Origin of the sequence: Diaphorobacter sp. LI3, assembly GCF_022807955.1 — a bacterium.
GTDB classification, from domain to species: domain Bacteria; phylum Pseudomonadota; class Gammaproteobacteria; order Burkholderiales; family Burkholderiaceae_C; genus Diaphorobacter; species Diaphorobacter nitroreducens.
Window position 1 is genome coordinate 3834559 of sequence record NZ_CP094346.1, and the last position, 23752, is coordinate 3858310.

General features: G+C 64.2%; 15 protein-coding genes, 1 tRNA gene and 1 CRISPR repeat array. Of the genes, 10 read left to right on the forward strand and 6 right to left on the reverse strand.

Going from position 1 to position 23752, the window contains the following annotated elements:
* The first annotated feature begins 3 nt into the window (after positions 1-3).
* The 10 genes from cas1f (at position 4) to MRB47_RS17980 (ending at position 17823) form a co-directional block, all read left to right on the forward strand.
* Entirely contained in the window at positions 4-1008 is a 1005-nt protein-coding gene (gene cas1f, locus MRB47_RS17940) for a type I-F CRISPR-associated endonuclease Cas1f (RefSeq protein WP_252101375.1), read from the forward strand.
* Positions 1005-4538 carry a type I-F CRISPR-associated helicase Cas3f gene (cas3f, locus tag MRB47_RS17945; protein WP_252101376.1) on the forward strand — a complete coding sequence of 1178 codons (3534 nt, stop codon included), beginning with the start codon at positions 1005-1007 and terminating at the stop codon, positions 4536-4538. The genes cas1f and cas3f overlap by 4 nt, the downstream gene beginning before the upstream one ends.
* 360 nt (positions 4539-4898) lie before the next feature.
* Positions 4899-6263, forward strand: a complete 1365-nt coding sequence (csy1, locus tag MRB47_RS17950) for a type I-F CRISPR-associated protein Csy1 (protein WP_252101377.1) — start codon at positions 4899-4901, stop codon at positions 6261-6263.
* Positions 6260-7336 carry a type I-F CRISPR-associated protein Csy2 gene (csy2, locus tag MRB47_RS17955; RefSeq protein WP_252101378.1) on the forward strand — a complete coding sequence of 359 codons (1077 nt, stop codon included), beginning with the start codon at positions 6260-6262 and terminating at the stop codon, positions 7334-7336. Before csy1 ends, csy2 begins: the two co-directional genes overlap by 4 nt.
* 56 nt (positions 7337-7392) lie before the next feature.
* Positions 7393-8418 carry a type I-F CRISPR-associated protein Csy3 gene (csy3, locus tag MRB47_RS17960; RefSeq protein ID WP_252101379.1) on the forward strand — a complete coding sequence of 342 codons (1026 nt, stop codon included), beginning with the start codon at positions 7393-7395 and terminating at the stop codon, positions 8416-8418.
* Between the two features lie 17 nt (positions 8419-8435).
* On the forward strand, positions 8436-9011 hold the full coding sequence (gene cas6f / locus MRB47_RS17965; protein WP_252101380.1) for a type I-F CRISPR-associated endoribonuclease Cas6/Csy4: 576 nt from the start codon (positions 8436-8438) through the stop codon (positions 9009-9011).
* 128 nt (positions 9012-9139) lie between these two features.
* Positions 9140-14567: a CRISPR direct-repeat array (repeat unit 28 nt; unit sequence GTTCACTGCCGCGTAGGCAGCTCAGAAA).
* Positions 14568-14761: 194 nt separating this feature from the next.
* Positions 14762-16306, forward strand: coding sequence for an IS21 family transposase (gene istA / locus MRB47_RS17970; protein ID WP_252100662.1), 1545 nt, complete (start codon positions 14762-14764; stop codon positions 16304-16306).
* Between the two features lie 36 nt (positions 16307-16342).
* Complete coding sequence (gene istB / locus MRB47_RS17975; protein WP_011805003.1) at positions 16343-17080, forward strand: IS21-like element helper ATPase IstB; 738 nt, start codon at positions 16343-16345, stop codon at positions 17078-17080.
* A 166-nt stretch (positions 17081-17246) separates the two neighbouring features.
* Positions 17247-17576, forward strand: coding sequence for a DUF6573 family protein (locus tag MRB47_RS20030; RefSeq protein ID WP_411275756.1), 330 nt, complete (start codon positions 17247-17249; stop codon positions 17574-17576).
* A gap of 58 nt (positions 17577-17634) precedes the next feature.
* Positions 17635-17823, forward strand: a complete 189-nt coding sequence (locus MRB47_RS17980; protein WP_252101381.1) for a hypothetical protein — start codon at positions 17635-17637, stop codon at positions 17821-17823.
* A gap of 141 nt (positions 17824-17964) precedes the next feature.
* On the opposite strand, the gene MRB47_RS17985 is transcribed toward MRB47_RS17980, so the two are convergent.
* The 6 genes from MRB47_RS17985 to MRB47_RS18010 all read right to left on the reverse strand — a co-directional run bounded on the left by MRB47_RS17985 (position 17965) and on the right by MRB47_RS18010 (position 23688).
* Positions 17965-18040 (reverse strand) — tRNA-Phe (locus MRB47_RS17985).
* Positions 18041-18103: 63 nt separating this feature from the next.
* A complete protein-coding gene (locus MRB47_RS17990; protein WP_252101382.1) occupies positions 18104-18802 on the reverse strand; it encodes a response regulator in 699 nt (232 codons plus the stop codon).
* A gap of 36 nt (positions 18803-18838) precedes the next feature.
* Positions 18839-21031 (reverse strand): ATP-binding protein, encoded by a 2193-nt coding sequence (locus MRB47_RS17995; protein ID WP_411275757.1) that lies wholly within the window; start codon positions 21029-21031, stop codon positions 18839-18841.
* A gap of 92 nt (positions 21032-21123) precedes the next feature.
* On the reverse strand, positions 21124-21795 hold the full coding sequence (locus MRB47_RS18000; RefSeq protein ID WP_011806980.1) for a DUF4390 domain-containing protein: 672 nt from the start codon (positions 21793-21795) through the stop codon (positions 21124-21126).
* Positions 21746-23119: a 16S rRNA (cytosine(967)-C(5))-methyltransferase RsmB gene (gene rsmB, locus MRB47_RS18005; protein WP_252101384.1), complete on the reverse strand. Its 1374-nt coding sequence runs from the start codon at positions 23117-23119 to the stop codon at positions 21746-21748. Before rsmB ends, MRB47_RS18000 begins: the two co-directional genes overlap by 50 nt.
* On the reverse strand, positions 23116-23688 hold the full coding sequence (locus tag MRB47_RS18010; protein ID WP_041838907.1) for a LemA family protein: 573 nt from the start codon (positions 23686-23688) through the stop codon (positions 23116-23118). Before MRB47_RS18010 ends, rsmB begins: the two co-directional genes overlap by 4 nt.
* Positions 23689-23752 lie beyond the last annotated feature (64 nt).

The following is a 23752-nucleotide window of genomic DNA, read 5'->3' on the forward strand; positions in this document are numbered from 1 at the left end:
CTGATGGAAGACATTGCCGCCGGTGACCTCAAGGCCATACTGCATTCCCAGAGGGCCAACATCTACTATCTGGAGCACTGCCGGGTGCTCGTCAATGGCGGCCGCGTCGAGTACGTGACCGACGCGGGCAAGCGAAGCCTGTACTGGAACATTCCCATTGCCAACACCACGAGCATCTTGCTGGGGACGGGCACCTCGATCACGCAGGCCGCCATGCGAGAACTGGCGAAGGCAGGCGTACTGGTGGGCTTCTGCGGTGGTGGCGGTACGCCGCTTTTCGCAGCCAATGAAGTCGACGTAGAAGTAGCTTGGCTCACACCGCAGAGTGAGTACCGGCCCACCGAATACCTGCAGTACTGGGTGAAGTTCTGGTTCGATGAGGAACTGCGCCTGCACGCCGCGAAGCAGTTGCAGACCTGGCGACTGCAGCGGCTGGCGGCCGAATGGAACAGCCGCTCTTTGCGTGAAGCCGGTTTTTCCATCGATCTGGGTCGTTTGCAGAGCCTGGTGCAGCAGTTCACACCACTGATCAGCAACGCCCCTGATGTGACAGCGCTGCTGACTGACGAGGCACGCTTGACCAAGGCCCTCTTCAGGCTGGCCGTGGAAGCCGTGGGCTACGGGGAATTCACGCGGGCCAAACGCGGAACGGGTACCGACGCTGCGAACCGCTTCCTTGACCATGGCAACTATCTGGCCTATGGCCTGGGCGCTACGGCGACCTGGGTGTTGGGCCTGCCGCACGGGCTGGCGGTATTGCACGGCAAGACGCGACGGGGTGGTCTGGTATTCGACGCAGCAGACTTGATCAAGGATGCAGCCATCTTGCCGCAAGCCTTTCTGTCGGCGATGCGGGGCGATGCTGAACAGCAGTTCCGCCGCCAATGCATAGAGGCGTTGACGCGCAGCGAATCATTGGATTTCATCATCGACACACTCAAACACATCGCCAGCACGACGTCGCGGCTGGCCGACGCGCCCCCTCCTGTTCGGGAGCCAAATGCATGAACGTGCTCTTCGTCGCGCAATGCACCAAGCGTGCATTGACTGAAACCCGCCGCATCCTCGATCAGTTTGCGGAGCGGCGCGGCGAGCGTACCTGGCAAACGCCCATCACCCAAGCCGGGCTGGACACCGTGCGCAAGCTGCTGCGCCAGACCGCACGCAAGAACACCGCAGTGGCCTGCCATTGGATTCGTGGGCGTGACCACAGCGAGTTGCTATGGGTGGTGGGCGACGCCAGCCAATTCAACGACCAGGGTGCGGTGCCCACCAACACCACGGCCAGCAACGTGCTGCGCGCGGGCGACGAAAACGCCTGGCACCATTTGCCGCTGATGACCGCCCTGGCGGCACTGGCGGCCCTGCTGCACGACCTGGGCAAGGCCACGCAGGCCTTCCAAGATCGGCTCCAAAACCCCGGCCTGCGCGAGCGCAACCACTACCGGCATGAGTGGGTATCGGTGCGGCTGTTCCAGGCCTTCGTGGGCCAGGACGATGACGCTGACTGGCTGCAACGGCTGGCGGCGTATGCCGACGCAGACACCGATGCGCAGGCGTTGGAGGCAGCGTGGCTGGACCATGCAGGTGGGCGGCTGCTGCGCGATGGGCTGGACGAGCCCCAGGCCAAGCAGCACTTGCCATTCGCCCACCTGCCGCCGCTGGCCCAGGCGGTGGCTTGGCTGGTGTTCACCCACCACCGCCTGCCCTGCCTGCCTGTGGAGCAGGCACAAGGCGTGGACGCAGAGGACATGGAAGACGGCAGGCGCACATACCGCCGTTTCGGTGCGCGCCCCGGCTTCATCAACACCGGCGATTTGGACGACGTGCTGCTGCGCATCAACGCCGACTGGAACGAGCCACGTGAGAGCGCTGCGCCCTCCACGGTGCAAGCCCACTGGCACTTCCCGCACGGGCTACCCGTCACCCAACCTGCCTGGCGCAAACAGGCCGCCCGCTACGCCCGCAAACTGCTGGAGCTGTCGCAAATCGCCGGACAAGGCGCGGTGCTGCACGACCCCTTTGCAATGCACGTTGCGCGCCTGTGTCTCATGCTGGCAGACCACCATTACTCCAGCCTCACCGACGCAGCCCCACGCGCCCCGTACCTCAGCCCCGGCTACCCGCTCTACGCCAACACCCGCAGCAATCACTATCAAAACAATAGCTGCTCACGCTTGATGGATAAGCGCCAGAGCCCAATTTTCAATCAAACGTTGGACGAACATCTGCTGGGCGTGCAGGCCCATGCCACGCTGGTGGCACGCTCCCTGCCCAGCCTCACGCGCAGCCTGCCGGCGCTCAAGAACCACAAGCCCCTCAAAAAACGCAGCGCCGACCCGCGCTTTGCCTGGCAAGACAAGGCCGCCGACCTGGCCGCCAGCGTGCGCGCCCGCGCAGCGCATCAAGGGGCGTTCATCGTCAACATGGCCTCCACCGGTTGCGGCAAAACACTGGGCAATGCCCGCATCATGAACGCGCTGGCCGACCCCGCCACCGGCCTGCGTTGCGCCTTTGCCATGGGGCTGCGCACGCTCACGCTGCAAACCGGGCGCGTGTTCCAGAACGACCTGCAACTGAGCGACGAGCAACTGGCCATCCAGGTCGGCGGTGCGGCCAGCCGGGCGCTGTTTGAATACTGGGAGCAGCAGGCCGAGGCCACCGGCTCGGCATCCAGCCAGGCGCTGCTGGACGAAGCGGGCACCGTGCTCTACGAGGGCAACGACCAGCACCCGCTGCTGCAGCGCCTGACCGACGACGCCCAAGCCCGTGCGCTGATTGCCGCGCCCCTGCTGGTGTGCACCGTAGACCACCTTACCCCCGCCACCGAAAGCCTGCGCGGTGGCCGCCAGATTGCGCCCATGCTGCGCCTGCTGACCAGCGACCTGGTGCTGGACGAGCCCGACGACTTTGACATGGCCGACCTGCCCGCTCTCACCCGTCTGGTGCACTGGGCGGGCCTGCTGGGCAGCCGCGTGCTGCTGTCATCGGCCACGCTGCCGCCCGCGCTAGTGGAAGGGCTGTTCCTGGCCTACCGCGCCGGGCGGGCCGTGTACCAGCGCCACCGCAGCGAGCGGCCCAGCGAGCCTGTGAGCATTTGCTGCCTGTGGATCGACGAGTTCCACCAGACCACAAAAGACTGCGCGGACGGGCCAGCCTTCCGCGAAGCGCACACCCAGTACGTGCACAAGCGTGTGGCCAAGCTCCAGCAGGCCGAGGTACGGCGACTGGCGCAGATCGCGCCCCTGCCTGAAAACTGGCACGGCATGCAAGAAGCCGAACGCCGCAAAGACTTTGCCCGCTTGGTGCTTGAGCAAGCGTGGAAGCTGCACCAACGGCCCCACAACCGCAGCATCGATGGCAGCGGAAAGAGCGTGAGTTTGGGCCTCATCCGCATGGCCAACATTGCCCCGCTGTACGACGTGGCCCTCGCCATGTACGCGCCAGACGCACTGCCGCCCGCGCTGCAAGGCCAGGTACGCATCCACCTGTGCGTGTACCACTCGCAGTTCCCCCTGCTGCTGCGCTCGGCCATTGAGCAGCAGCTGGACACCCTGCTCAACCGCCGCGGTGCCAAAGCCGACCACGACCCCGCGCTGCACCGCCCCGCCCTGCGCGCCCTCATTGACACCCACCCCGAGCCCCACCACCTGTTCATCGTGCTGGGCAGCCCCGTGACCGAAGTGGGCCGCGACCACGACTACGACTGGGCCGTGGTCGAGCCCTCGTCCATGCGCTCGCTCATCCAGCTGGCCGGGCGCGTGCGGCGGCACCGGCCTGGGGCCATAGGCGGGGTGAACATGGTGGTGCTGGACAGCAACTTGCGGCATTACGAGCACAAGGGGAAAGCGGCGTTTTGCAAACCAGGCTTTGAAATGAATCCGCAGCCACCGGGGTCGAGCAACGCTGCACAGAACTTCTATCTGCACAGTCATAGCCTTCGCCAATTGATGACACGGTTGGTCAAAAACGATGGACCGTGGGCAGTGGATGCCCAGCCGCGCATTGAAGTAGCCACCGCCCAATACCACCCCCGCCGTCATTGGGCCGACCTGGAGCACGAGCGCATGCGAGACGCCATGTTGCAACGCTCTGCCACCAGCAAATACACCACCGCCCCAGAGCGCGCTACCTTCCTGCATTGGTCGCATCCCGGTCATCTGTGGCTCACCGGCCTGCTGCCGCAGTTCCAACGCTTTCGCTACGACCCACAGCCCCGCGATGACGTAGCCCTGCTGCCAGACGAAGAGGAAGAAACGCTACAACTACACCGCGTGCAAGACGGGGAGCGGCGCTACGACAAGCTGTACGTACCCATCCACCAAAGCCTGTGCCACCCGGTGCCCGCAGCGCAACTGGTATCACCCAGCGTATCGCCCTGGCCGCAGTTGGGCTTGATGGAGGAACTGGCTGCACTGGCACAGGCGCGGGGCTTGTCGCTGGAGCAATGTGCAGAACGCTATGCCACCGCCAGCCTGCCTGAATCGCAGGCAGGCTGGCGGTGGGATGAGCGTTTGGGCTTTAACAAGAAAGCCTGAGCTGCCTATGCGGCAGTGAATGTCAGCAGGTCAGTGACTTTTCTGAGCTGTCTAGTCGACAGTGAGGGGATGGTACATCTTCATCGACTGCAAAAATTTCAGGCTACATCTTAAATATTTCAGCTGGTCATTGACTGGTATGATTTTTTGAGCATAATAAAAACCCGAATGCAGCTGGAACCTGCATTCGGGCTTTATCAACAACGTGCTTCGCGGCACCAACAAGAAAGTGAGGTCACAGTGGATAGCTTTCACGCCCTCAGGAGGGTTTTGTCGGCTACCTAGCCGTTTCCACATCCCCGGTTGGTTCTGTGCTGACCGGGGAATTTTAACTTCCAACCCATTTGGAAAGGTATTCCCATGTCTGAAGCCCCTGCAACAGGTGGCAAGGCAGGCTACCGAGCGCCCATTAGCGCCTTCTTGCAAGAACGACTGCAAGCCAAGCTCGACAAGCTCAAGCCTGACGATCCCCAACGCGATGAGGTAATTGCCTCATTCGCCCATGATGTGTGGCTGGCCAGCGCTGCCAAGCGCGTGGAACAAATCCAGGCCGTCACCCACTCCCTCAAACCCATCCACCCCGACGCGCGGGGCACCAATCTGTATGTAGAGCCCCGCACACTGCCCCCGCTGGCCGAGCTGGGCAGCCACGCGCTGGGTGAGCGCTTTGTGGGCGATGTGGTGGGCAACGCGGCTGCGCTGGATGTGTACAAGCTGCTCAAGCTGGAGGTGAATGGACGCAGCCTGCTCACCGCTCTGTTAGCGCACGATGCAGACGCATTGGCAGCGCTGCATGCCGACCCGGCCCAGGCGGAGAAGTTGCGCGATGCTTTTGTATCGCTCACCCAGCCCCGCGCCGAAGGCCCCAGCAGCCACACGCTGGCCAAGCAGCTCTACTGGCTCACCAGCACTGACGCCTGCGACGCCTCCCACTACACCCTGCTGGCCCCGCTGTACGCCACATCGCTGGCGCATGCGGTGCATGCCCAGGTACAGGAACACCGCTTTGGCGAAGCCAACAAGGCCGCCCGCCAGGCCCGGCGCGAGCGCAAGATGCATGTCGGCGTGTTCCACGACTACCCCGGCCTGGCCGTGCAGAACATGGGCGGCACCAAGCCACAAAACATCAGCCAGCTCAACAGCGAACGGCGGGGCATGAACTACCTGCTGTCGTCGCTGCCGCCGCAGTGGCAAGCCAGTGCGGTGCGGATGCCCGTGCATGCCACTTCGGTGTTTGACCGGCTGTTCATCGCCCGGCCCGAGGTGCGCCGCACGGTGCGGGCGCTGCGGGTGTTTTTGGAGTCCGAGCCCGCCGCCAACCTGGCCACCCGTGAGCGGCGCGAGGAATTGCTCGACGCGCTGGTGGACGAGCTGGTGTCGCTGGCTGCCGAGTTGCAGCAAATCCTGCCACCGGGCTGGAGCCGGGATGACGAGCGCTTTGCGGATCTGCACCGCAGCGAGCAACTGTGGCTGGACCCGTTGCGTGCAGAACAACCCGATGAAGCTGCCTTTGCCCGCGAGTGGCTGCAGATGGACTGGCCTGCCGCCGTGGGCCAGCGCTTTGCCAACTGGCTCAACGCGCAACTGCGCGGCAAGCTGCCTGTGGGCGATGCGGAAGCGCGTGCATGGCAGAAGGAGTTGCTGACCGACGAGGACGGTTTTCAGCAGCAACTGCGCACACTGCGCCAGCGGCTGGACCGCACGGCGACGGAGGCTACGCCATGAAGCAACCCCAAGCCATCCTCGTCCTGCCCCACCTGCGCATTCAAAACGCCAATGCCATTGGCAGCCCGCTCACGCACGGCTTCCCGTCCATCACCGCCTTCACAGGCGTGATGTGGGCGCTGGAGCGCAAGCTGGCCCAGGCCGGTGTGCCCGTGCAACTGCAGGGCGTGGGCGTGGTGTGCCACCACCATCAGGAGCAGGTCACGCAGGGCTACGTGCGCAACTTCAACCTCACGCGCAACCCGGTGGACAAAGACGGCAGCACCGCCGCCATCGTGGAAGAAGGCCGCATGCACCTGCAGATCACGCTGGTGCTGGCCGTGTCAGAAAAGCGCGCGCCTGGCACCCCGGCAGCGCTGGTGCAAAGCAACCAGGCACAGCTGGACGAATGGGCCGCACAAGCGGGCCACATCCTTGCGGGCATGCGCGTGGCGGGGGGCAGCGTGCTGCCATCGCGCCCGGTGCCAGGCAAGCGCGTGCGGCCCTGGATGGCCGTCGTGCCTGAAGACCCTGTGGCGGCAGAGAAGGAGTTCCGCCAATGGCGGCGGCAGTGGCTGCCGGGCTTTGCCCTGGTGGGGCGGGATGACCTATTGGCCCAGTACCTGCAAGCGCTGCGCACCGCCCAGCCCGACGCCACGCTGCTGGACGCCTGGCTGCATGCGGCCCGCTTCAACTACGCGCCCGTAGTGCCTGACGGCGGGGTGCCCGCACCTGATGGACAGATGAAGTGGGCAGACCCACAGCGCCGCAAAGGCAGCGGCTGGGTAGTGCCCATCCCCGTGGGCTATGCCGCGCTCACGCCCAGCCACGCCCCCGGCACCGTGCGCAATGTACGCGATGCCAGCGTACCCATGCGGTTTGTGGAATCGGTCTACTCCCTGGGCGAGTGGATCAGCCCGCACCGTTTGACGCATCTGGCCCAGTTGCTGTGGCGTGCCGAAGCCGACGAAGCGCAGGGCCTGTACCGCTGCCGCAATGGCTACCAACCCGCCCAGTCGGAAGACGCTAGCAGCAACTCAAACACCGACACGCTAGACGAATGGGACGACGACGAGGCCTATGCATACACCTGAGCCCCGCGCATCTACCCCTTCGCATTCAACACCCCTATTTTTGAAAGATTGACACCATGACCGACAAACTCACTACCGCATCCGTCCTGGCCTTTGAACGCAAGCTGGACCCGTCTGACGCCGTGTTCCACGCAGGCCGCTGGGACGACCGTTCGCAGTCGCATGCTTGGCAGCGCGTCACCATCAAGCCAAAGTCGGTTCGCGGCACCATCAGCAATCGCCTCAAGGCCAAAGACCAAGACCCCGCCAAGCTGGACGCCGCCATCGAGAACCCCAACCTGCAAACCGTGGACGTGGCTGCCCTGCCCGCCGATGCCGACACGCTCAAAGTGCAGTTCACGCTGCGCGTGCTGGGCGGCGCGGGCACGCCATCGGCGTGCAACAGCGCGGCCTACCAAGCCAAGCTGCTGGCCACGGTGCAGGGCTATGTGCAACAGCACGGCTTTGGCGAGCTGGCCCGGCGCTACGCGGCCAACCTGGCCAACGGCCGCTTCTTGTGGCGCAACCGCGCCGGGGCTGAGCAGGTAGAAGTGACGGTGGAGCAGATGCAGAACGGGCAGGCTGCGCACACATGGTCTTTTGACGCCCTGGCGCTTAATACACGGGCGGTAGACGCTATCAATACAGGCGCAAAAGACCTCGACGAGCTGGGCCAGGCCATTGCCGACGGGTTGGCCGGTTCGCAGCATGTGCTGCTGCGTATCACGGCCTTTGTGCGCCAGGGTGCGGGGCAGGAGGTGTTCCCATCGCAAGAGCTGATTCTGGACAAGGACAGTGCAGGCAAGAGCAAGACGCTGTACCACGTGGACGGCGTGGCGGCCATCCACTCGCAAAAGATCGGCAACGCCATCCGCACCATCGACACCTGGTATGAAGGCGCTGAAGAACTGGGCCCCATCGCGGTGGAGCCCTACGGCTCCGTCACTACCCAAGGCAAGGCCTACCGCCAGCCCAAGCAAAAGCTGGACTTCTACACCCTGCTGGACAACTGGCTGCTAAAAGACCAGGCGCCACCCGCAGAGCAACAGCACTTTGTGATGGCGGTGCTGATCCGTGGCGGCGTGTTTGGCGACGCCAGCTGATGCGCGAGGCGCTCTCCATGACCTCACACTACATCAACATCACCCTGCTGCCCGACCCGGAGTTCAGCCACGCGCACCTGCTGGGCGCGTTGGTGTCCAAGCTGCACCGGGCGCTAGCGCTGGCGCAGAGCACCGACATTGGCGTGAGCTACCCGCAGCACATCAGCCAACCGCTGACAAAACGCACCTTGGGCGCAGTGCTGCGCCTGCACGGCACGCCCGATGCACTGCAGCGCCTGATGGAGCAAGACTGGCTCAAAGGCATGCGTGACCACACGCAGGTGGGCGAGTTGCTCCCAGTGCCCGCCAACGCACAGCACCGCACCGTGCGCCGCCGCCAGTTCAAAACCAACGCAGACCGCCTACGCCGCCGCCGCATGCAGCGCAAGGGCGAAACCGCCGAGCAGGCCGCAGCTGCTATCCCCGACACGGTAGAGCGCCGCCCTGACCTGCCGTTTGTGCAACTGCGCAGCAGCAGCACTGGTCAGTCGTTTTGCTTGTGCGTGGAGCATGGCCCGCTGCAGCCTCAATCGGTGACAGGCGTTTTCAACGCCTACGGTCTGGGGCATGAAGCAACGGTTCCTTGGTTCTGACCCTTTTTTTGAATTTCACAGTAAAGCTTTGCCAATCAAGCACTTACGGAACACCTGAAGAATTGGGGTAGTCTGCGTTTAAGAAGAAATAGCTTTAAAAATCAATTGGTTGCTGAGTTTGATGGCCGGTTCACTGCCGCGTAGGCAGCTCAGAAATTTACCGACTATCTATGGATCAAGCTGATCGTGTTCACTGCCGCGTAGGCAGCTCAGAAAGCCCAGGCCTCGCGCAGGTGCCACTTGACCGGGTTCACTGCCGCGTAGGCAGCTCAGAAATTGACGTGGCTTCGGTCCTTGAAGTGACCCAAGTTCACTGCCGCGTAGGCAGCTCAGAAAACCTGATACCGCTCGGCGTCTGGCCATGTCCAGTTCACTGCCGCGTAGGCAGCTCAGAAAACGTCGATGGCGAACACCTCCACCGGCTTGTCGTTCACTGCCGCGTAGGCAGCTCAGAAAGTCGCAGTGGCTCAGCGCAGAGACCTTCCGCGGTTCACTGCCGCGTAGGCAGCTCAGAAATGCACCGTGGCCAGGCCGGAGCCGACTTCCAGGTTCACTGCCGCGTAGGCAGCTCAGAAAGCATGGACCCGGACAACGTGCCGGAAACGGCGGTTCACTGCCGCGTAGGCAGCTCAGAAAATTGCGGTGCAGCGGCAACACGCCTTCACCGAGTTCACTGCCGCGTAGGCAGCTCAGAAAACATGAAGCACCTTGCCCCTCGGGCGCTGCCCGTTCACTGCCGCGTAGGCAGCTCAGAAACTATGTGGTGGGCGCGGCGGGGCAATTCGCGCTGTTCACTGCCGCGTAGGCAGCTCAGAAAGCGAACTTCGGTGTTCACCGCGATCATGTCCCGTTCACTGCCGCGTAGGCAGCTCAGAAATGATGAACATGGCCGAGACCTGCGGCGAAGCGGTTCACTGCCGCGTAGGCAGCTCAGAAAAATGAAAACCCGTTCGACAACAAGGTGCGGCTGTTCACTGCCGCGTAGGCAGCTCAGAAAATTGCCAAAATTGAAGGCCCGATTCACCACGTGTTCACTGCCGCGTAGGCAGCTCAGAAATCAAACCCGGAAGCTGTGGCCATGTCTTCGTCGTTCACTGCCGCGTAGGCAGCTCAGAAATGGTACCAGCTTCCAGCATCATTCACTACTTCGTTCACTGCCGCGTAGGCAGCTCAGAAAAAGGGCCGGCTTGAGGGCGCCGCCTACCCCAAGTTCACTGCCGCGTAGGCAGCTCAGAAAGCCGCGACCGGCACGTCGCACATGGCAGCAATGTTCACTGCCGCGTAGGCAGCTCAGAAATGCGCGACGTGTTGGTGGACCACTTCCGCAGCGTTCACTGCCGCGTAGGCAGCTCAGAAACAGCGCGTGGCGCAGCTCCAGCAGGTTGCCCAGTTCACTGCCGCGTAGGCAGCTCAGAAATTCCAGCTGGACATGCTCGACGCCGGCCACCGGTTCACTGCCGCGTAGGCAGCTCAGAAAGGACTGCAGGAGCGCTCGACTGCGCGCTGATGGTTCACTGCCGCGTAGGCAGCTCAGAAAATCGTCGTCCCCGCGCAGTAGGGAGACTCCTGGTTCACTGCCGCGTAGGCAGCTCAGAAAAGAAACGGGTTGCCGCTCGGGAACATCACCGAGTTCACTGCCGCGTAGGCAGCTCAGAAACGAAAGGCCCAGTTCTGCACCGAAGAGCTGAAGTTCACTGCCGCGTAGGCAGCTCAGAAACCAATCGGCCTTGATGTTGATGGCCCCATCGAGTTCACTGCCGCGTAGGCAGCTCAGAAAAACAAGGTGCGGCTGTTCATCGGTGATGAAAAGTTCACTGCCGCGTAGGCAGCTCAGAAAACACGCCCACGGGCGCCCCGCCAATCTGCTGGGTTCACTGCCGCGTAGGCAGCTCAGAAACCGCGGAGATCGCGGGCGAGCACGTCAAGATGGTTCACTGCCGCGTAGGCAGCTCAGAAACTGAACATCAGCCTGGCAGAGGCAGTGGAGCGCGTTCACTGCCGCGTAGGCAGCTCAGAAATGGAAACGCTCTGCGCGCCCAGTAAGCGCCTCGTTCACTGCCGCGTAGGCAGCTCAGAAATACAGGGCAAAGCTCAAGGAGATGAAGAAGTGGTTCACTGCCGCGTAGGCAGCTCAGAAAGGCCACCGTTCCGTTTATGACGAACTGCTGTAGTTCACTGCCGCGTAGGCAGCTCAGAAATAGCCCATCCTGGGTAGGCCTTCACATGTGTTGTTCACTGCCGCGTAGGCAGCTCAGAAAACCAGGCAGCAGGTACTGCGCGATGGATGCGGGTTCACTGCCGCGTAGGCAGCTCAGAAACACTGGCCGCCCGTTGCGGAAAGTCAACACGCGTTCACTGCCGCGTAGGCAGCTCAGAAAAAGGTCGTGCCCAACCGCGTGATGACCGGCTCGTTCACTGCCGCGTAGGCAGCTCAGAAAAGCGCCGGCAGCACTTCGACGTGCTGGCCGTGGTTCACTGCCGCGTAGGCAGCTCAGAAAATTTCGCGCACTTCGGTGGATGCTGTGTTCCAGTTCACTGCCGCGTAGGCAGCTCAGAAATTGTCCTGTGTGTCGCCGTCATGCGGGAGCCAGTTCACTGCCGCGTAGGCAGCTCAGAAACGCAGGCACATCGAACACAACCCCAGCATCGAGTTCACTGCCGCGTAGGCAGCTCAGAAAAAGGCCAAGCGCGTGCAGCTGGAGGAGTTCCGGTTCACTGCCGCGTAGGCAGCTCAGAAAAGCAGAGAAAGCGGGTTCTCTGCAACTGTGGTGTTCACTGCCGCGTAGGCAGCTCAGAAATTCCTCATGACGTTGAAGTGATGGCCATTTGAGTTCACTGCCGCGTAGGCAGCTCAGAAATGGGGCCTGAGCACGACTGGTCAAGCCACAGCGTTCACTGCCGCGTAGGCAGCTCAGAAACATCTCTGGATCGAATGAACTTCTCGCCGATTGTTCACTGCCGCGTAGGCAGCTCAGAAATTCTTGGACAGGTGAGTGAGGGCGGTGGCCCTGTTCACTGCCGCGTAGGCAGCTCAGAAATTGCAGTCCCGCTGGTGATTCAGTATGAGGGCGTTCACTGCCGCGTAGGCAGCTCAGAAACAGGCCTGGCCTAGTTCAACGAATTTCCCTGTGTTCACTGCCGCGTAGGCAGCTCAGAAAACAATCTCTGCGGGGAATTCGGCCAGCACAGGGTTCACTGCCGCGTAGGCAGCTCAGAAAGCGTCGTAGCCGCCATCCACAGCCATGGCGATGTTCACTGCCGCGTAGGCAGCTCAGAAACAGCCTCAAGAATCGTCGTTCCTTCTTCTGTCAGTTCACTGCCGCGTAGGCAGCTCAGAAATAGGGCATCCCCATTGCTGGGAGTTACCGTCTGTTCACTGCCGCGTAGGCAGCTCAGAAAATGTGGATCATCGACCACCATCGACATTCAGCGTTCACTGCCGCGTAGGCAGCTCAGAAAAACCACCTGAATCTGGATGTTGTTCATCACTTGTTCACTGCCGCGTAGGCAGCTCAGAAAATGCAGGCAAGTAGATTCGCCAACGCTTACACGTTCACTGCCGCGTAGGCAGCTCAGAAAGCACTTGCTCAGATGCAGGCGCGGGCGGAGTTGTTCACTGCCGCGTAGGCAGCTCAGAAATACTGTGCCTTGATCGTTGGCTTTGTAGTTCAGTTCACTGCCGCGTAGGCAGCTCAGAAACGTGGAGCGACGAGCCAGGGTGGGACCGACTCGTTCACTGCCGCGTAGGCAGCTCAGAAACTATGGCGTGCGTGGGCGCTTTCGCGTCTCAAGTTCACTGCCGCGTAGGCAGCTCAGAAATCTTACAGCGCGAAAAAGGGAGGAATGGTCGGGTTCACTGCCGCGTAGGCAGCTCAGAAATCCCAGTTCCTGCCGGGCCAGATCGCCTGCCTGTTCACTGCCGCGTAGGCAGCTCAGAAAACCAGGCCGACCTGCAGCCCGGCGCCATCGTGGTTCACTGCCGCGTAGGCAGCTCAGAAAGGTGACCGGCCGCCCACATGCTCTTGCACCAGGTTCACTGCCGCGTAGGCAGCTCAGAAATTGCCCGCAGGAAGTCGGGCGCACTGCGCCTGGTTCACTGCCGCGTAGGCAGCTCAGAAAACGGCCGGCACGCCGAACGAAATCCACAGCACGTTCACTGCCGCGTAGGCAGCTCAGAAATGCACGTACACGGTGGCTCCGGCGGTGTGGCCGTTCACTGCCGCGTAGGCAGCTCAGAAACATCCCAGAGCCAACGTCCCGTTCCCCATGGCGTTCACTGCCGCGTAGGCAGCTCAGAAAACCAGCGCATCGACGTGGATCATCAGGCGCTTGTTCACTGCCGCGTAGGCAGCTCAGAAACCGCGAGACTGCACCAAGCCCGCCCGTGATGGGTTCACTGCCGCGTAGGCAGCTCAGAAAAGTAGCCCAGCACTGGCCGCGCCCGAGTGGCAGTTCACTGCCGCGTAGGCAGCTCAGAAACTCGGCCACCCCTCGGCGGCGGCGCTGGCCGCGTTCACTGCCGCGTAGGCAGCTCAGAAATCAAGGGCCTGTAAGCCATGCCGCGCATCGGTGTTCACTGCCGCGTAGGCAGCTCAGAAAAGAACGGCGAGAAGAGTTTGCAGGCTGGATGGGTTCACTGCCGCGTAGGCAGCTCAGAAATGAGAAACGGGTCTGGCAGATGCGACTGCTCAGTTCACTGCCGCGTAGGCAGCTCAGAAATGCACCACACCACGCCCAGCCCGCACCAGCGGGTTCACTGCCGCGTAGGCAGCTCAGAAAGAGCCGGCGCCAACGGCGGCGCCGGCCAAGAAGTTCACTGCCGCGTAGGCAGCTCAGAAAAACAACTGCACCAGCTACTGCGCCAAACGACAGTTCACTGCCGCGTAGGCAGCTCAGAAATACCCCCCAATTGCCGAATCGTGCCCGTCAAGGTTCACTGCCGCGTAGGCAGCTCAGAAAACCGGGCGCACCGCCAGCAGCGCATGCGCTCGGTTCACTGCCGCGTAGGCAGCTCAGAAACATGAGCACCACGAAGCCACCTGAGGCAAAGAGTTCACTGCCGCGTAGGCAGCTCAGAAATGCGCCGGCACTTCCGCCTGTTCTCGGCCTTCGTTCACTGCCGCGTAGGCAGCTCAGAAAATCAAGACGTGCGACTGCTGCGGCGTTGTGATGTTCACTGCCGCGTAGGCAGCTCAGAAAATCAAGGCGTACCTGAAAAAGCGCACCGCCAAGTTCACTGCCGCGTAGGCAGCTCAGAAAGTGCGGGACATAAAGAGCGGAAGAACTTGGGCGTTCACTGCCGCGTAGGCAGCTCAGAAATTGGGGCCGCTAACGAGGGAGCCGCCCTTGGTTCACTGCCGCGTAGGCAGCTCAGAAAGGGCATGACCCGCCTGCCGTGGCCTGCTGCTGTTCACTGCCGCGTAGGCAGCTCAGAAACTTGCGCATGAGGTCCAGGTCGTGAATGCCGTGTTCACTGCCGCGTAGGCAGCTCAGAAATGCGCCGAGGCCGACATATTCCGGGGTGCAGGGTTCACTGCCGCGTAGGCAGCTCAGAAACGTACCCAGCCTGCGTATTCCACGCGATGGCGGACACGATTCCATGCTGATGGCGGACAGTGTTCCAGCGTGATGGCGGACAGTGTTCCACGCTGAAGGCGGACAGCATTCCAAACTGATGGCGGACACCTGCGGGGTGTTCTGAGTGACCCGAACGCGGCATACGCTGCCCGGTTTTTTGACCGGAACCAGCGATGCCCACACCCAGGGTCACCATGAGCAAACTACGACACACACTGCAACTGCTGCACCGCGGGGCCTTGAGCACCCGTCAAATCGGTGCCGCCCTCGGCATCTCCAAATCCACTGTCAGCGAGATAGCCAGCTACGCGCGCGTGGCCGGCGTGGACTGGGCACTGGCCCAGAGCCTGAACGACGACGAACTCCAGGCCCGGCTCTACAAGCCACCCGTGGCGCGCGAGTCCCGGCACCTTGAACCCGACCACGCCCACATCCACCGCGAACTGCGCCGACCTGGCGTGACGCTGCAGTTGCTTTGGGAGGAATACCAGCAACAGCACAGCGGGCAGGCGTACAAGTACAGCGCCTTCTGCGAGAAGTACAAGGCCTGGGCCCGGCGCCTGCAGCGCTCCATGCGCCAGACCCACACGGGCGGTGACAAGCTCTTTGTGGACTACGCCGGCCAGACCGTTCCCGTGGTGGATGCCGACACTGGCGAGATACGCCAGGCCCAGGTCTTCGTGGCCGTGCTGGGCGCATCGAACTACACCTACGCCTGCGCCACCGCCAGCCAGAAGACCACCGACTGGGTGGCCAGCATCATTAGCGCGCTGGAGTTCATCGGCGGCGTGCCCCGCCTGCTGGTGCCTGACCAGCCGCGCGCCCTCATGGCCCGACCCGACCGTTACGAGCCCACCGCGCACCGCCTGCTCGAAGAGCTCTGTGCGCACTACAGCCTGGCCGTGATGCCCGCGCGCCCGGCCAAGCCACGCGACAAACCCAAGGTGGAGGTCGCTGTGCAGGTGGTCGAGCGCTGGATTCTGGCCAGGCTGCGCCACCAGACCTTCTTCAGCCTGGCCGAGCTCAACCGGGCGATTGCCGCCTTGCTGGTGGACTTGAACCAGCGCGCGTTCAAGAAGCTGCCGGGCAACCGCACTAGCGCCTTCGCCGAACTCGACCGGCCAGCCCTGCGCCCCCTGCCGCCGGTGCGCATGCCCATCGCGCGCTTCAAACCCGCCCGCGTCAACATCGATTACCACGTTGAGCTCGATGGCCACTACTACTCGGTGCCCCACGCCCTGGTGGGTGAGCCGGTGGAGTTGCGCATCACGGCCGGCACGCTCGAAGTCCTGCACGGCAGCAAACGCGTGGCCGCCCACGCCCTCAATCCCCGACGGGGTGCACACACCACCACGCCCGAGCACATGCCGGCCTCGCACCGGGCGCACCTGCAGTGGACGCCGGCCAAGCTCATCGCCTGGGGTGAGCGCGTGGGCGCGGCCACCGCCGCCGTGGTGCGCTGGCAGATGGAGCACCGCCAGCATCCCGAGCAGGGTTACCGCTCCTGTCTGGGCCTCATGCGCCTGGGCCGTGAGTACGGGGCTGACCGGCTGGAGGCCGCCTGTGCGCGGGCGCAGTCGATTCGCTCACCGTCCTACAAGAGCATCGCCTCCATCCTGGGCTGCGGCCTGGACCAGCGGCCGCTGGATGCGCCGATGGCCGCACAGGCGAGCCTGCCGCTGCACGAGAACGTGCGCGGGCCGGGCTACTACCACTGAACTCCAACGTGCAAGCAAACCTAACAAGGAAGAACCATGCTCAACGAACAGACCTTGAACCAACTGCGCGCCCTGCGCCTGGACGGCATGGTGGCCGCCCTCAGCGACGCGGCCACCCACATCACGGCCAGCGAGCTGCCCTTTGAACAACGCCTGGCGCTGCTGGTGCAGCGCGAGGTGGACTGGCGTGACAGCAAGCGCCTGGAGCGCCTGTTGAAGGCGGCCCGCCTGAAGGTCTCCAGTGCCTGCCTGGAGGACATCGACTGGCGCGCCAGCCGGGGCCTGAGCCGAGAGGTCATCACCAGCCTGGCCGGCGGGGACTGGCTGCGCCATGGCCACAACGTGCTGCTCACCGGCGCCACCGGGTGCGGCAAGACGTGGCTCGCCTGCGCACTGGGGCAGCAGGCCGCGCGCCTGGGCTTCTCGGTGCTCTACACCCGCGCGCCACGGCTGCTGCAGGAGCTGCACGTGGCCCACGGCGATGGCAGCCTGGGCAAACGGCTGGCGCAACTGGCGCGGCTGGACCTGCTCATCCTGGACGACTTCGGCATCGCGCCGATTGCCGCGCACGAGCGAAACGACCTGCTGGAATTGCTGGACGACCGGGTGGGCACGCGCTCGACGCTCATCACCAGCCAGTTGCCGGTGACGGCCTGGCACGCCTGGCTGGACGAGCCCACGCTGGCCGACGCCATCCTGGACCGCATCGTGCACGGCTCGCACAAGATAGCCCTCAAGGGCGAGTCGATGCGCAAGCTCACCAAGGCCGTCTGAGCCGGCCGCGCCGACCGCCATTCCACGCTGATGGCGGACACTTCGGCTACGATTTGAGCGTCACTCAGGACACCCGCGCAACGTGTCCGCCATCGCCTGGAACGCTGTCCGCGATGGGAATGGAATCACTGTCCGCCATCAGTGGAATGCGCAGGATGGGGTCTTGGTGGACGTTACCGAGACTGCAAGAGAGGCTGGATTTCGCATACCAGTGGCAATGACCGCTGCGGCGTGGGCCGATACAGTGGAATGGACGGAAGCCGACAGCAAACGCCAGACCGGGCAGGACCAAAGCGGCAGACTACGGGATGTGGTGTGGATGGCCTACCTCGCAGCGCGGCGTGGTGGCACGGAATCGAGTAAGGCTTTCCAGCTGCTGCGCGTGCCTCGCGGGGGCCGTGGCGTGCGTCCGCGATTGACCACTTTGCATATCCATATCGGACCTGATGACGCAGGGAACCCAGTCATCACACTCCTGACCCCGAACGAAGACTGATCTAAGCGCCTGCCCCCGGGTGGGGGAGCAAGCACCACCTACAAAAGGAGCAAACAACATGAACAACGAACCCAACACACAAGCACCAGACATCAACCCGGCGACCGGTCTGCCGCTCATTGACGATACGTACATCGACGTTGGCGGTAACCCGTACGGTCAGGACATCCACCCGCCGACTTGGCAGCCGCAGCCGACTTATCCGCCCTGCAATCCCCCATTCCCATCCGGCTCCGATAGCTGGTGAGGCCGAAAGCCTCTTGCCGCGTTGATTCAGGTTGATGGCTGTAGCTCAAACGGGCTTACATCCGCCCTTACATCGACTCAGGCAAAGAAAAACGCCTTACAAGCAATTAACTTGTAAGGCGTTGATTTCATTGGGAAATTTTGGTGGCCTGGGACGGAATCGAACCGCCGACACAAGGATTTTCAATCCTCTGCTCTACCAACTGAGCTACCGGGCCTGAGCCTTGAATTATAGCCCGAGAAATCGGGGCATGACGCCAAGCTGCAAAATTTTTGCCAATTCACGCGTTGCGTTTGTTGCGCCCGAGGTCCACCCCCAATTGGCGCAGCTTGCGGTAAAGATGTGTGCGCTCCAATCCTGTTTTTTCGGCGACGCGTGTCATCGAGCCGCCTTCGCGGGCGAGATGGAATTCAAAGTAGGCTTTCTCAAAACCGTCGCGCGCCTCACGCAAGGGTCGGTCGAGATTGAAGCCCTGGTGGGACATGGGCGCCTGCTCCATCACCGCAGCAACAGGCGCAGGAGCCGGCGCGCCATTGGCAATGGCACCGGTTGTTGCGGGTGCAGGTGCGGTGTTGGTCTGGGCCGGCGCGGCAGCGCTTGCTGGTGGCTGCGCCGTACTGCGTGCCAGGCCCTGCTCCACTGCCTTGAGCAGCTTCTGCATGGTGATGGGCTTCTCGAGAAAGGAGAAGGCACCGATGCGCGTGGCTTCCACGGCCGTGTCGATGGTGGCGTGGCCGCTCATCATGATCACTGGCATGGTCAGCGTGCCGGCCATGGCCCATTCCTTGAGCAGCGATACCCCGTCGGTATCGGGCATCCAGATATCCAGCAGCACCAGGTCATAGCTGCCATTCAAGCGCGCGTTGCGGGCCTGCGTGGCGTTCTCGGCAAGGTCGACGCTATGCCCCTCGTCGTTCAGAATTTCTGACAACAGGTCCCGGATCCCCAGTTCGTCGTCGACCACCAGAATATTTGCCATGTGTGTAAATGCACCCTTGCTGCACGTGCGGTGTTGTTAGAGCGCCACCGCCGATTCAGGGGCGAATGATAGCGACACTTGTGCGCCCTTCACCACGCCGTCTTCCACGCGGTTGACCAGATCGATCCGCGCGCGATGTTCATCCGCGATTTTTTTGACGACGGCCAGTCCCAGCCCGGTGCCCCGCGGCTTGGTCGTGACGTAGGGCTCGAAGGCGCGCTGCAGGATGTGTGGAGGAAAGCCCGGCCCGCAGTCCGACACCGTCAGCCGCACGCGTTGCGCGGATGCACTCCAGCGTGTGCTGATGCGCACGGGCGGCGGTGGAACGCCCCCCTGCTCGGCCGCCTGCTGTGTCGCGTCCTGGGCGTTCTGCAGCAGGTTGTGCACCACTTGGCGCAATTGCTGGGCATCGCCGGAGATCGCGGGGCAGCGCGGGTCCAACTCGGCCTCGACCGGCACCTGCGCGGTCTCGGCGCCATACAAATGCAGCACATCGGCAACCAGTGCGTTCAGGTCCAGCGTGTGCAGTTCCGCGGACGGCAGGCGCGCGTAGTCGCGGAATTCATTGACCAGCCGTTTCATCGCATCCACCTGGTCCACGATGGTCTTCACCGACTTGGTCAGAACGGCCTGCTCTGCCGCAGGCAGCTTGCCCGAGAGCTTGATCTCCAGACGCTCGGCCGAGAGCTGGATCGGCGTCAGCGGGTTCTTGATCTCGTGCGCCAAACGCCTGGCGACCTCGCCCCACGCCTGGGCGCGCTGCGCGGAGACGATTTCGGAGATGTCGTCGAACACCAGCAGCCGCGCCTCGTTGGGTAGTTGCGCGCCGCGCGCCACCAGGCTGGTGCCTTGCGTGGTGACGCCACCGCCCGCCGCGTGCAGCTCAAAGGTCTGCTGCCAGTGGTCCAGACCGTGGTGGTCACGATCCAGCAAAAAGGTATCGAAGTGCCGCTGCACGGCCGCCGCGAAATCCGCCAGCCCCGGCACCTCAGCCAGCGGCCGTCCTTCATAGGCCGCCAGTGGCGCGCGCAGGACGCGGGTGGCACCGGGGTTGGACGACTGGACGATGCCTTTTTCATCCAGCACGATGACTCCCGACGTGAGGTTGTCCAGGATGGTCTGCAGGTGCCCGCGCGCGGCGTCCAGCGCGTTCAGGCTTTGCTCGACCGTGCCGCGGGCGTCCGCAAGCTGCTGCGTCATCAGGGCAAAAGAGCGCGTCAGCCCGCCCAACTCGTCCTTGGTCTGCAGCGCGGCCTTGGGCGACAGGTTGCCTGCCGCCACCTCGCGCACGCCGTCGGCCAGCACCAGCAGGGGCCGCGCAAGCTGGTTGCCCAGCACCACGGCGAGCAGCACCGCGCCAAAGACGGCAAGGAACAGGCTCAGCGTCAGCGTGCCGATGTACATGCGCCGCAGCCCGCCGCGCGCCAGCGCGCGTTCCTGGTATTCGCGGTTCGCTTCCTGCACCGCAATGGCGTTGGCGACCAGCGCCTGGGGCAAGGGCACGGTGGCCTGCACGAAGCGCGGCTCGGCCAGCAGACCCACGCCGGGGTTGGCCACCAGCACCAGCGCGCGCACGCGCGCGTTCTCCCCGGCCAGCGGGTCGGTGATGTCGTCCAGGCCCTCGATCTGGAAGGTGACGCGGTCTTGCCGCGCCATGCGGAACTGCTGCGCGCTCGGGCGCTCGGGGTTGAGCATGTAGCGCGACTGCCCGGTGCCGGCGACGGGCTGGCCCGCGGCGTTCCACAGCACGAGGTCGGTGGCCCCCAACTGGTCCCGCATGCGCTCCAGCACCAGGCCCGCGGCCGCATCGGGCACCTGGGCCAACTGGCTGCTGGCGGTGCGCGTCTTGGAGGCCAGGTCGCTGGCAATGGTGTCGAGCGTGACGCGCGCCAGGCTCACACCGGCGGTCAACGCGCCCTCGACCTTGACGTCGAACCAGCTCTCGATGGAGCGCGAGACGAACTGGTAGGACACCACGTAGATCAGCAGCCCGGGGATCACGCCCACCAGCCCGAAGATGCCCGCGAGCTTGAGCAGCAGCCGGCTGCCGAAGCGCCCCCGCCTCAGGCGCACCACCAGGCGCAGGGCGCCCCAGACCAACACGGCCAGCAGCACCAGCGCCACCAGTACGTTCACGCCCAGCAGCCAGGCGAAGTTGCGTTCGTACAGGTCACGGTTGTTGGTGGCCAGCGTCAGCAGGAACAGCAGTACCAATGCGATGGCGCACATCAGCCCCGTGCCGAGGCCCAGCGCCCATCGCACGGCGCGTGCGCGTGTCTCTGCGCGGCGGGCCGAACCCGCGGGGCGCGGATCGCCCGCTTTCACCGCGCAGCCTCCACCACGCTCAGCGGCACGCTGCGCGCAAGCACCATGTTCCAGCCCGAGCGGCCCACCGCACCGATCTGCAAGGGCCGGGGCAACTGCGAGGTATCCAGCCGGAACTGGAAGTTCATGACGTAGGTCACGCCTTCATCGACCTGCCCCTCGTCGGCGATCTTCCAGCGCGCGATGCGCTGCATCGATGCCAGCGCATCCTGCAGCGTGTCGAAATTCTGGCCCAGCGACACGCCCAGGCCCGACGGTGCAAAGGGCGTGGACGACTGCACCACACGCCAGCGCCGCGTAAGGGGCTGGTAGCTCAACCGCAGAAAACGGCTGGCCTGCGCCACCACTTTGTCGGACCAGTACCAGCGCTGGCGCACCACCTCGGCCTCGGTGATGAAGAACACGGAAATGCCCTTGTAGAGCGCATCCTTGACGAGTTCGGGGAGTTCCAGCTGCAGCGTGGCCGACAGATACAGTCCCTCGGGCAGCGGGTCGAGTTGCAGTTCAACAATCTCGCCGTGCTGTTGGGCGTGGGCGGCGGGAATGGCCGCGATCCACAGCGCCAGCAGACAAACCAGCGCGGCCCACAGCCAGCCCGGCCTGCGCAGACCGGCACGTTCAGGCGGGGGCCTTGTGCAACAGGGCGTAAAAGAAACCGTCGTGTTCACCCGGCCCATTGTCACGGAGCCCGTCGCGCTTGTCTGGGCTGCCGGGGAATAAATGGCCCGGCGACGGCAGCAGGCGTGCGTCAGTGTTGTGCGCAAGAAACGCTGAGATCTGCACGTCGCCCTCGGCCCGGAACACCGAACAGGTGCAATACAGCAGCCGCCCGCCAGGGCGCAGCAGCGGCCACAGCGCCGCCAGCAGACGCGACTGCTGCGCGGCCAGCTGGGCCACGTCGCTCTCGCGCCGCAGCCAGCGCACGTCGGGATGGCGGCGCACGATGCCCGAGGCGGTACAGGGCGCGTCGAGCAAGATCGCGTCGAACGGCTCACCACCGCTGGCCTGCTGCCACCAGTCGGCGGGCACGGCGGCATCGGCCACCAGCACCTGGGCACTCAGTCCCAGGCGATGCAGGTTGTCATGGATGCGCTCGGCGCGTGCCGCATCCACCTCCAACGCGGTGACCCGCCAAGGGGCCCGCAGTGCGGCGGCCCATTCCAGCAAATGGGCGGTCTTGCCGCCAGGGGCGGCGCAGGCATCCAGCACGCGCAGCGGCTGCGCGGCGTCCAGCCCGTTGAGCAGCAGCGGCGCTGCCATCTGCGCGGCGGCATCCTGCACCGAGACAACACCCTCTGCAAAGCCAGGCAGTTGCTGCACCGGCACGGGGCGTGCCAGCGCCAGCCCTTCGGGGCCTACCGCCACCGCTTCAATATTGATAGCTTCTAACGCTTGCTGGTAAAGCGCTGGAGTGCTTTTTGACTTAGAAATCCGCAGCACCATGGGCGCGGGCGCATTGTTCGCCTGCAGGATCTGCTGCCACTGATCGGGGTGGTCTCGGCGCAGGCGCTGGATCCACCATGCGGGGTGGTTCCACACGGCGACCTCGTCGCCCTGCGTGGCGGCCACCAGCGTGTCGCGCTCACGCAGGAAGCGCCGCAGGCAGGCGTTGACGAAAGACGCCTGCGCCCGCGTCGCGGGGTGGCGCTTGGCGGCCTCGACCGCCTGGTTGACCAGGGTGAACGGCGCGTAGGGAGCAGTCTGCGGGTCCCAGGCCAGTGCCAGGGCGGTGCACAGCAGCGCATCCACCCGCGGCGGTGGGTTGCGGGGTGCCAGCTGGCGGCGCAAGGCCTGCGCGCGCCCCAGGTGGCGCAGCACCTGGAACAGCAGCGCCTGCACGCCGGGGCGCAGCGCGGCAGCCGTGGTCTCCAGCGCCACGGTGCCCGACTGTCCTGCGCGCACCGCCTGCAGCGCCAAGGCGGTGGCGTCCAGCAACTGGCTCAACGCAACCGCGGGAGCCCCCTGCGTCGGGATGGAAGTAGGCTTGTTCACAGCGTCTGCGCCTTCTTGAAGCCGAACAGCCACGCCAGCAGGCTGGCGGGAAACTGGGCGATGGCATGGTTGTACTGAGCCACGGCATCGTTGAACAGGCGGCGCGCCTCGTCGCTGTGCAGCGCCACCTGTTCGCGCCGCACCACCCATGGGGCGAGTGCAGGGGGTGCCACACCTTCGCTCACCTGCGCGGCTTCGCGCACAACGGTCTGCCAGGCGTTCTCCAGCACCTGCGATGCGGCCGCCAGGGCGGCGGCGGCGCCGCTGTCCAGCGGGCGCGCGCGCGCTACTGCCAGCGAGGCGCCGAGTTGCGTGGCCGCGGCCCAAAGGGCGGCATGGGCGTCGTGCGCGCCCGCCGCCGGCGCCGGTTCGTCGCCCACGATGGCCTGGACCGCGCCAGGCGCACCGTGCGCAGCCTCGTACTCACCCAGCAGGGCAATCCAGCGCACCATGTGGGTGTCCAGCCCGCCAAAGGCCTGCAGCGCCGCGGATCGCAGGCGGATGAGCCGGTTGTAGGCGCCCACGGCCCAGAACAGGAACAGGGCGAGAAGTATCCAGGTGGTCAACATGTTCACAGCCGGGGCTTCGCGCCAGCGGGCACGGCCCCTGCCAACCGAGGGATTGGTAACACGA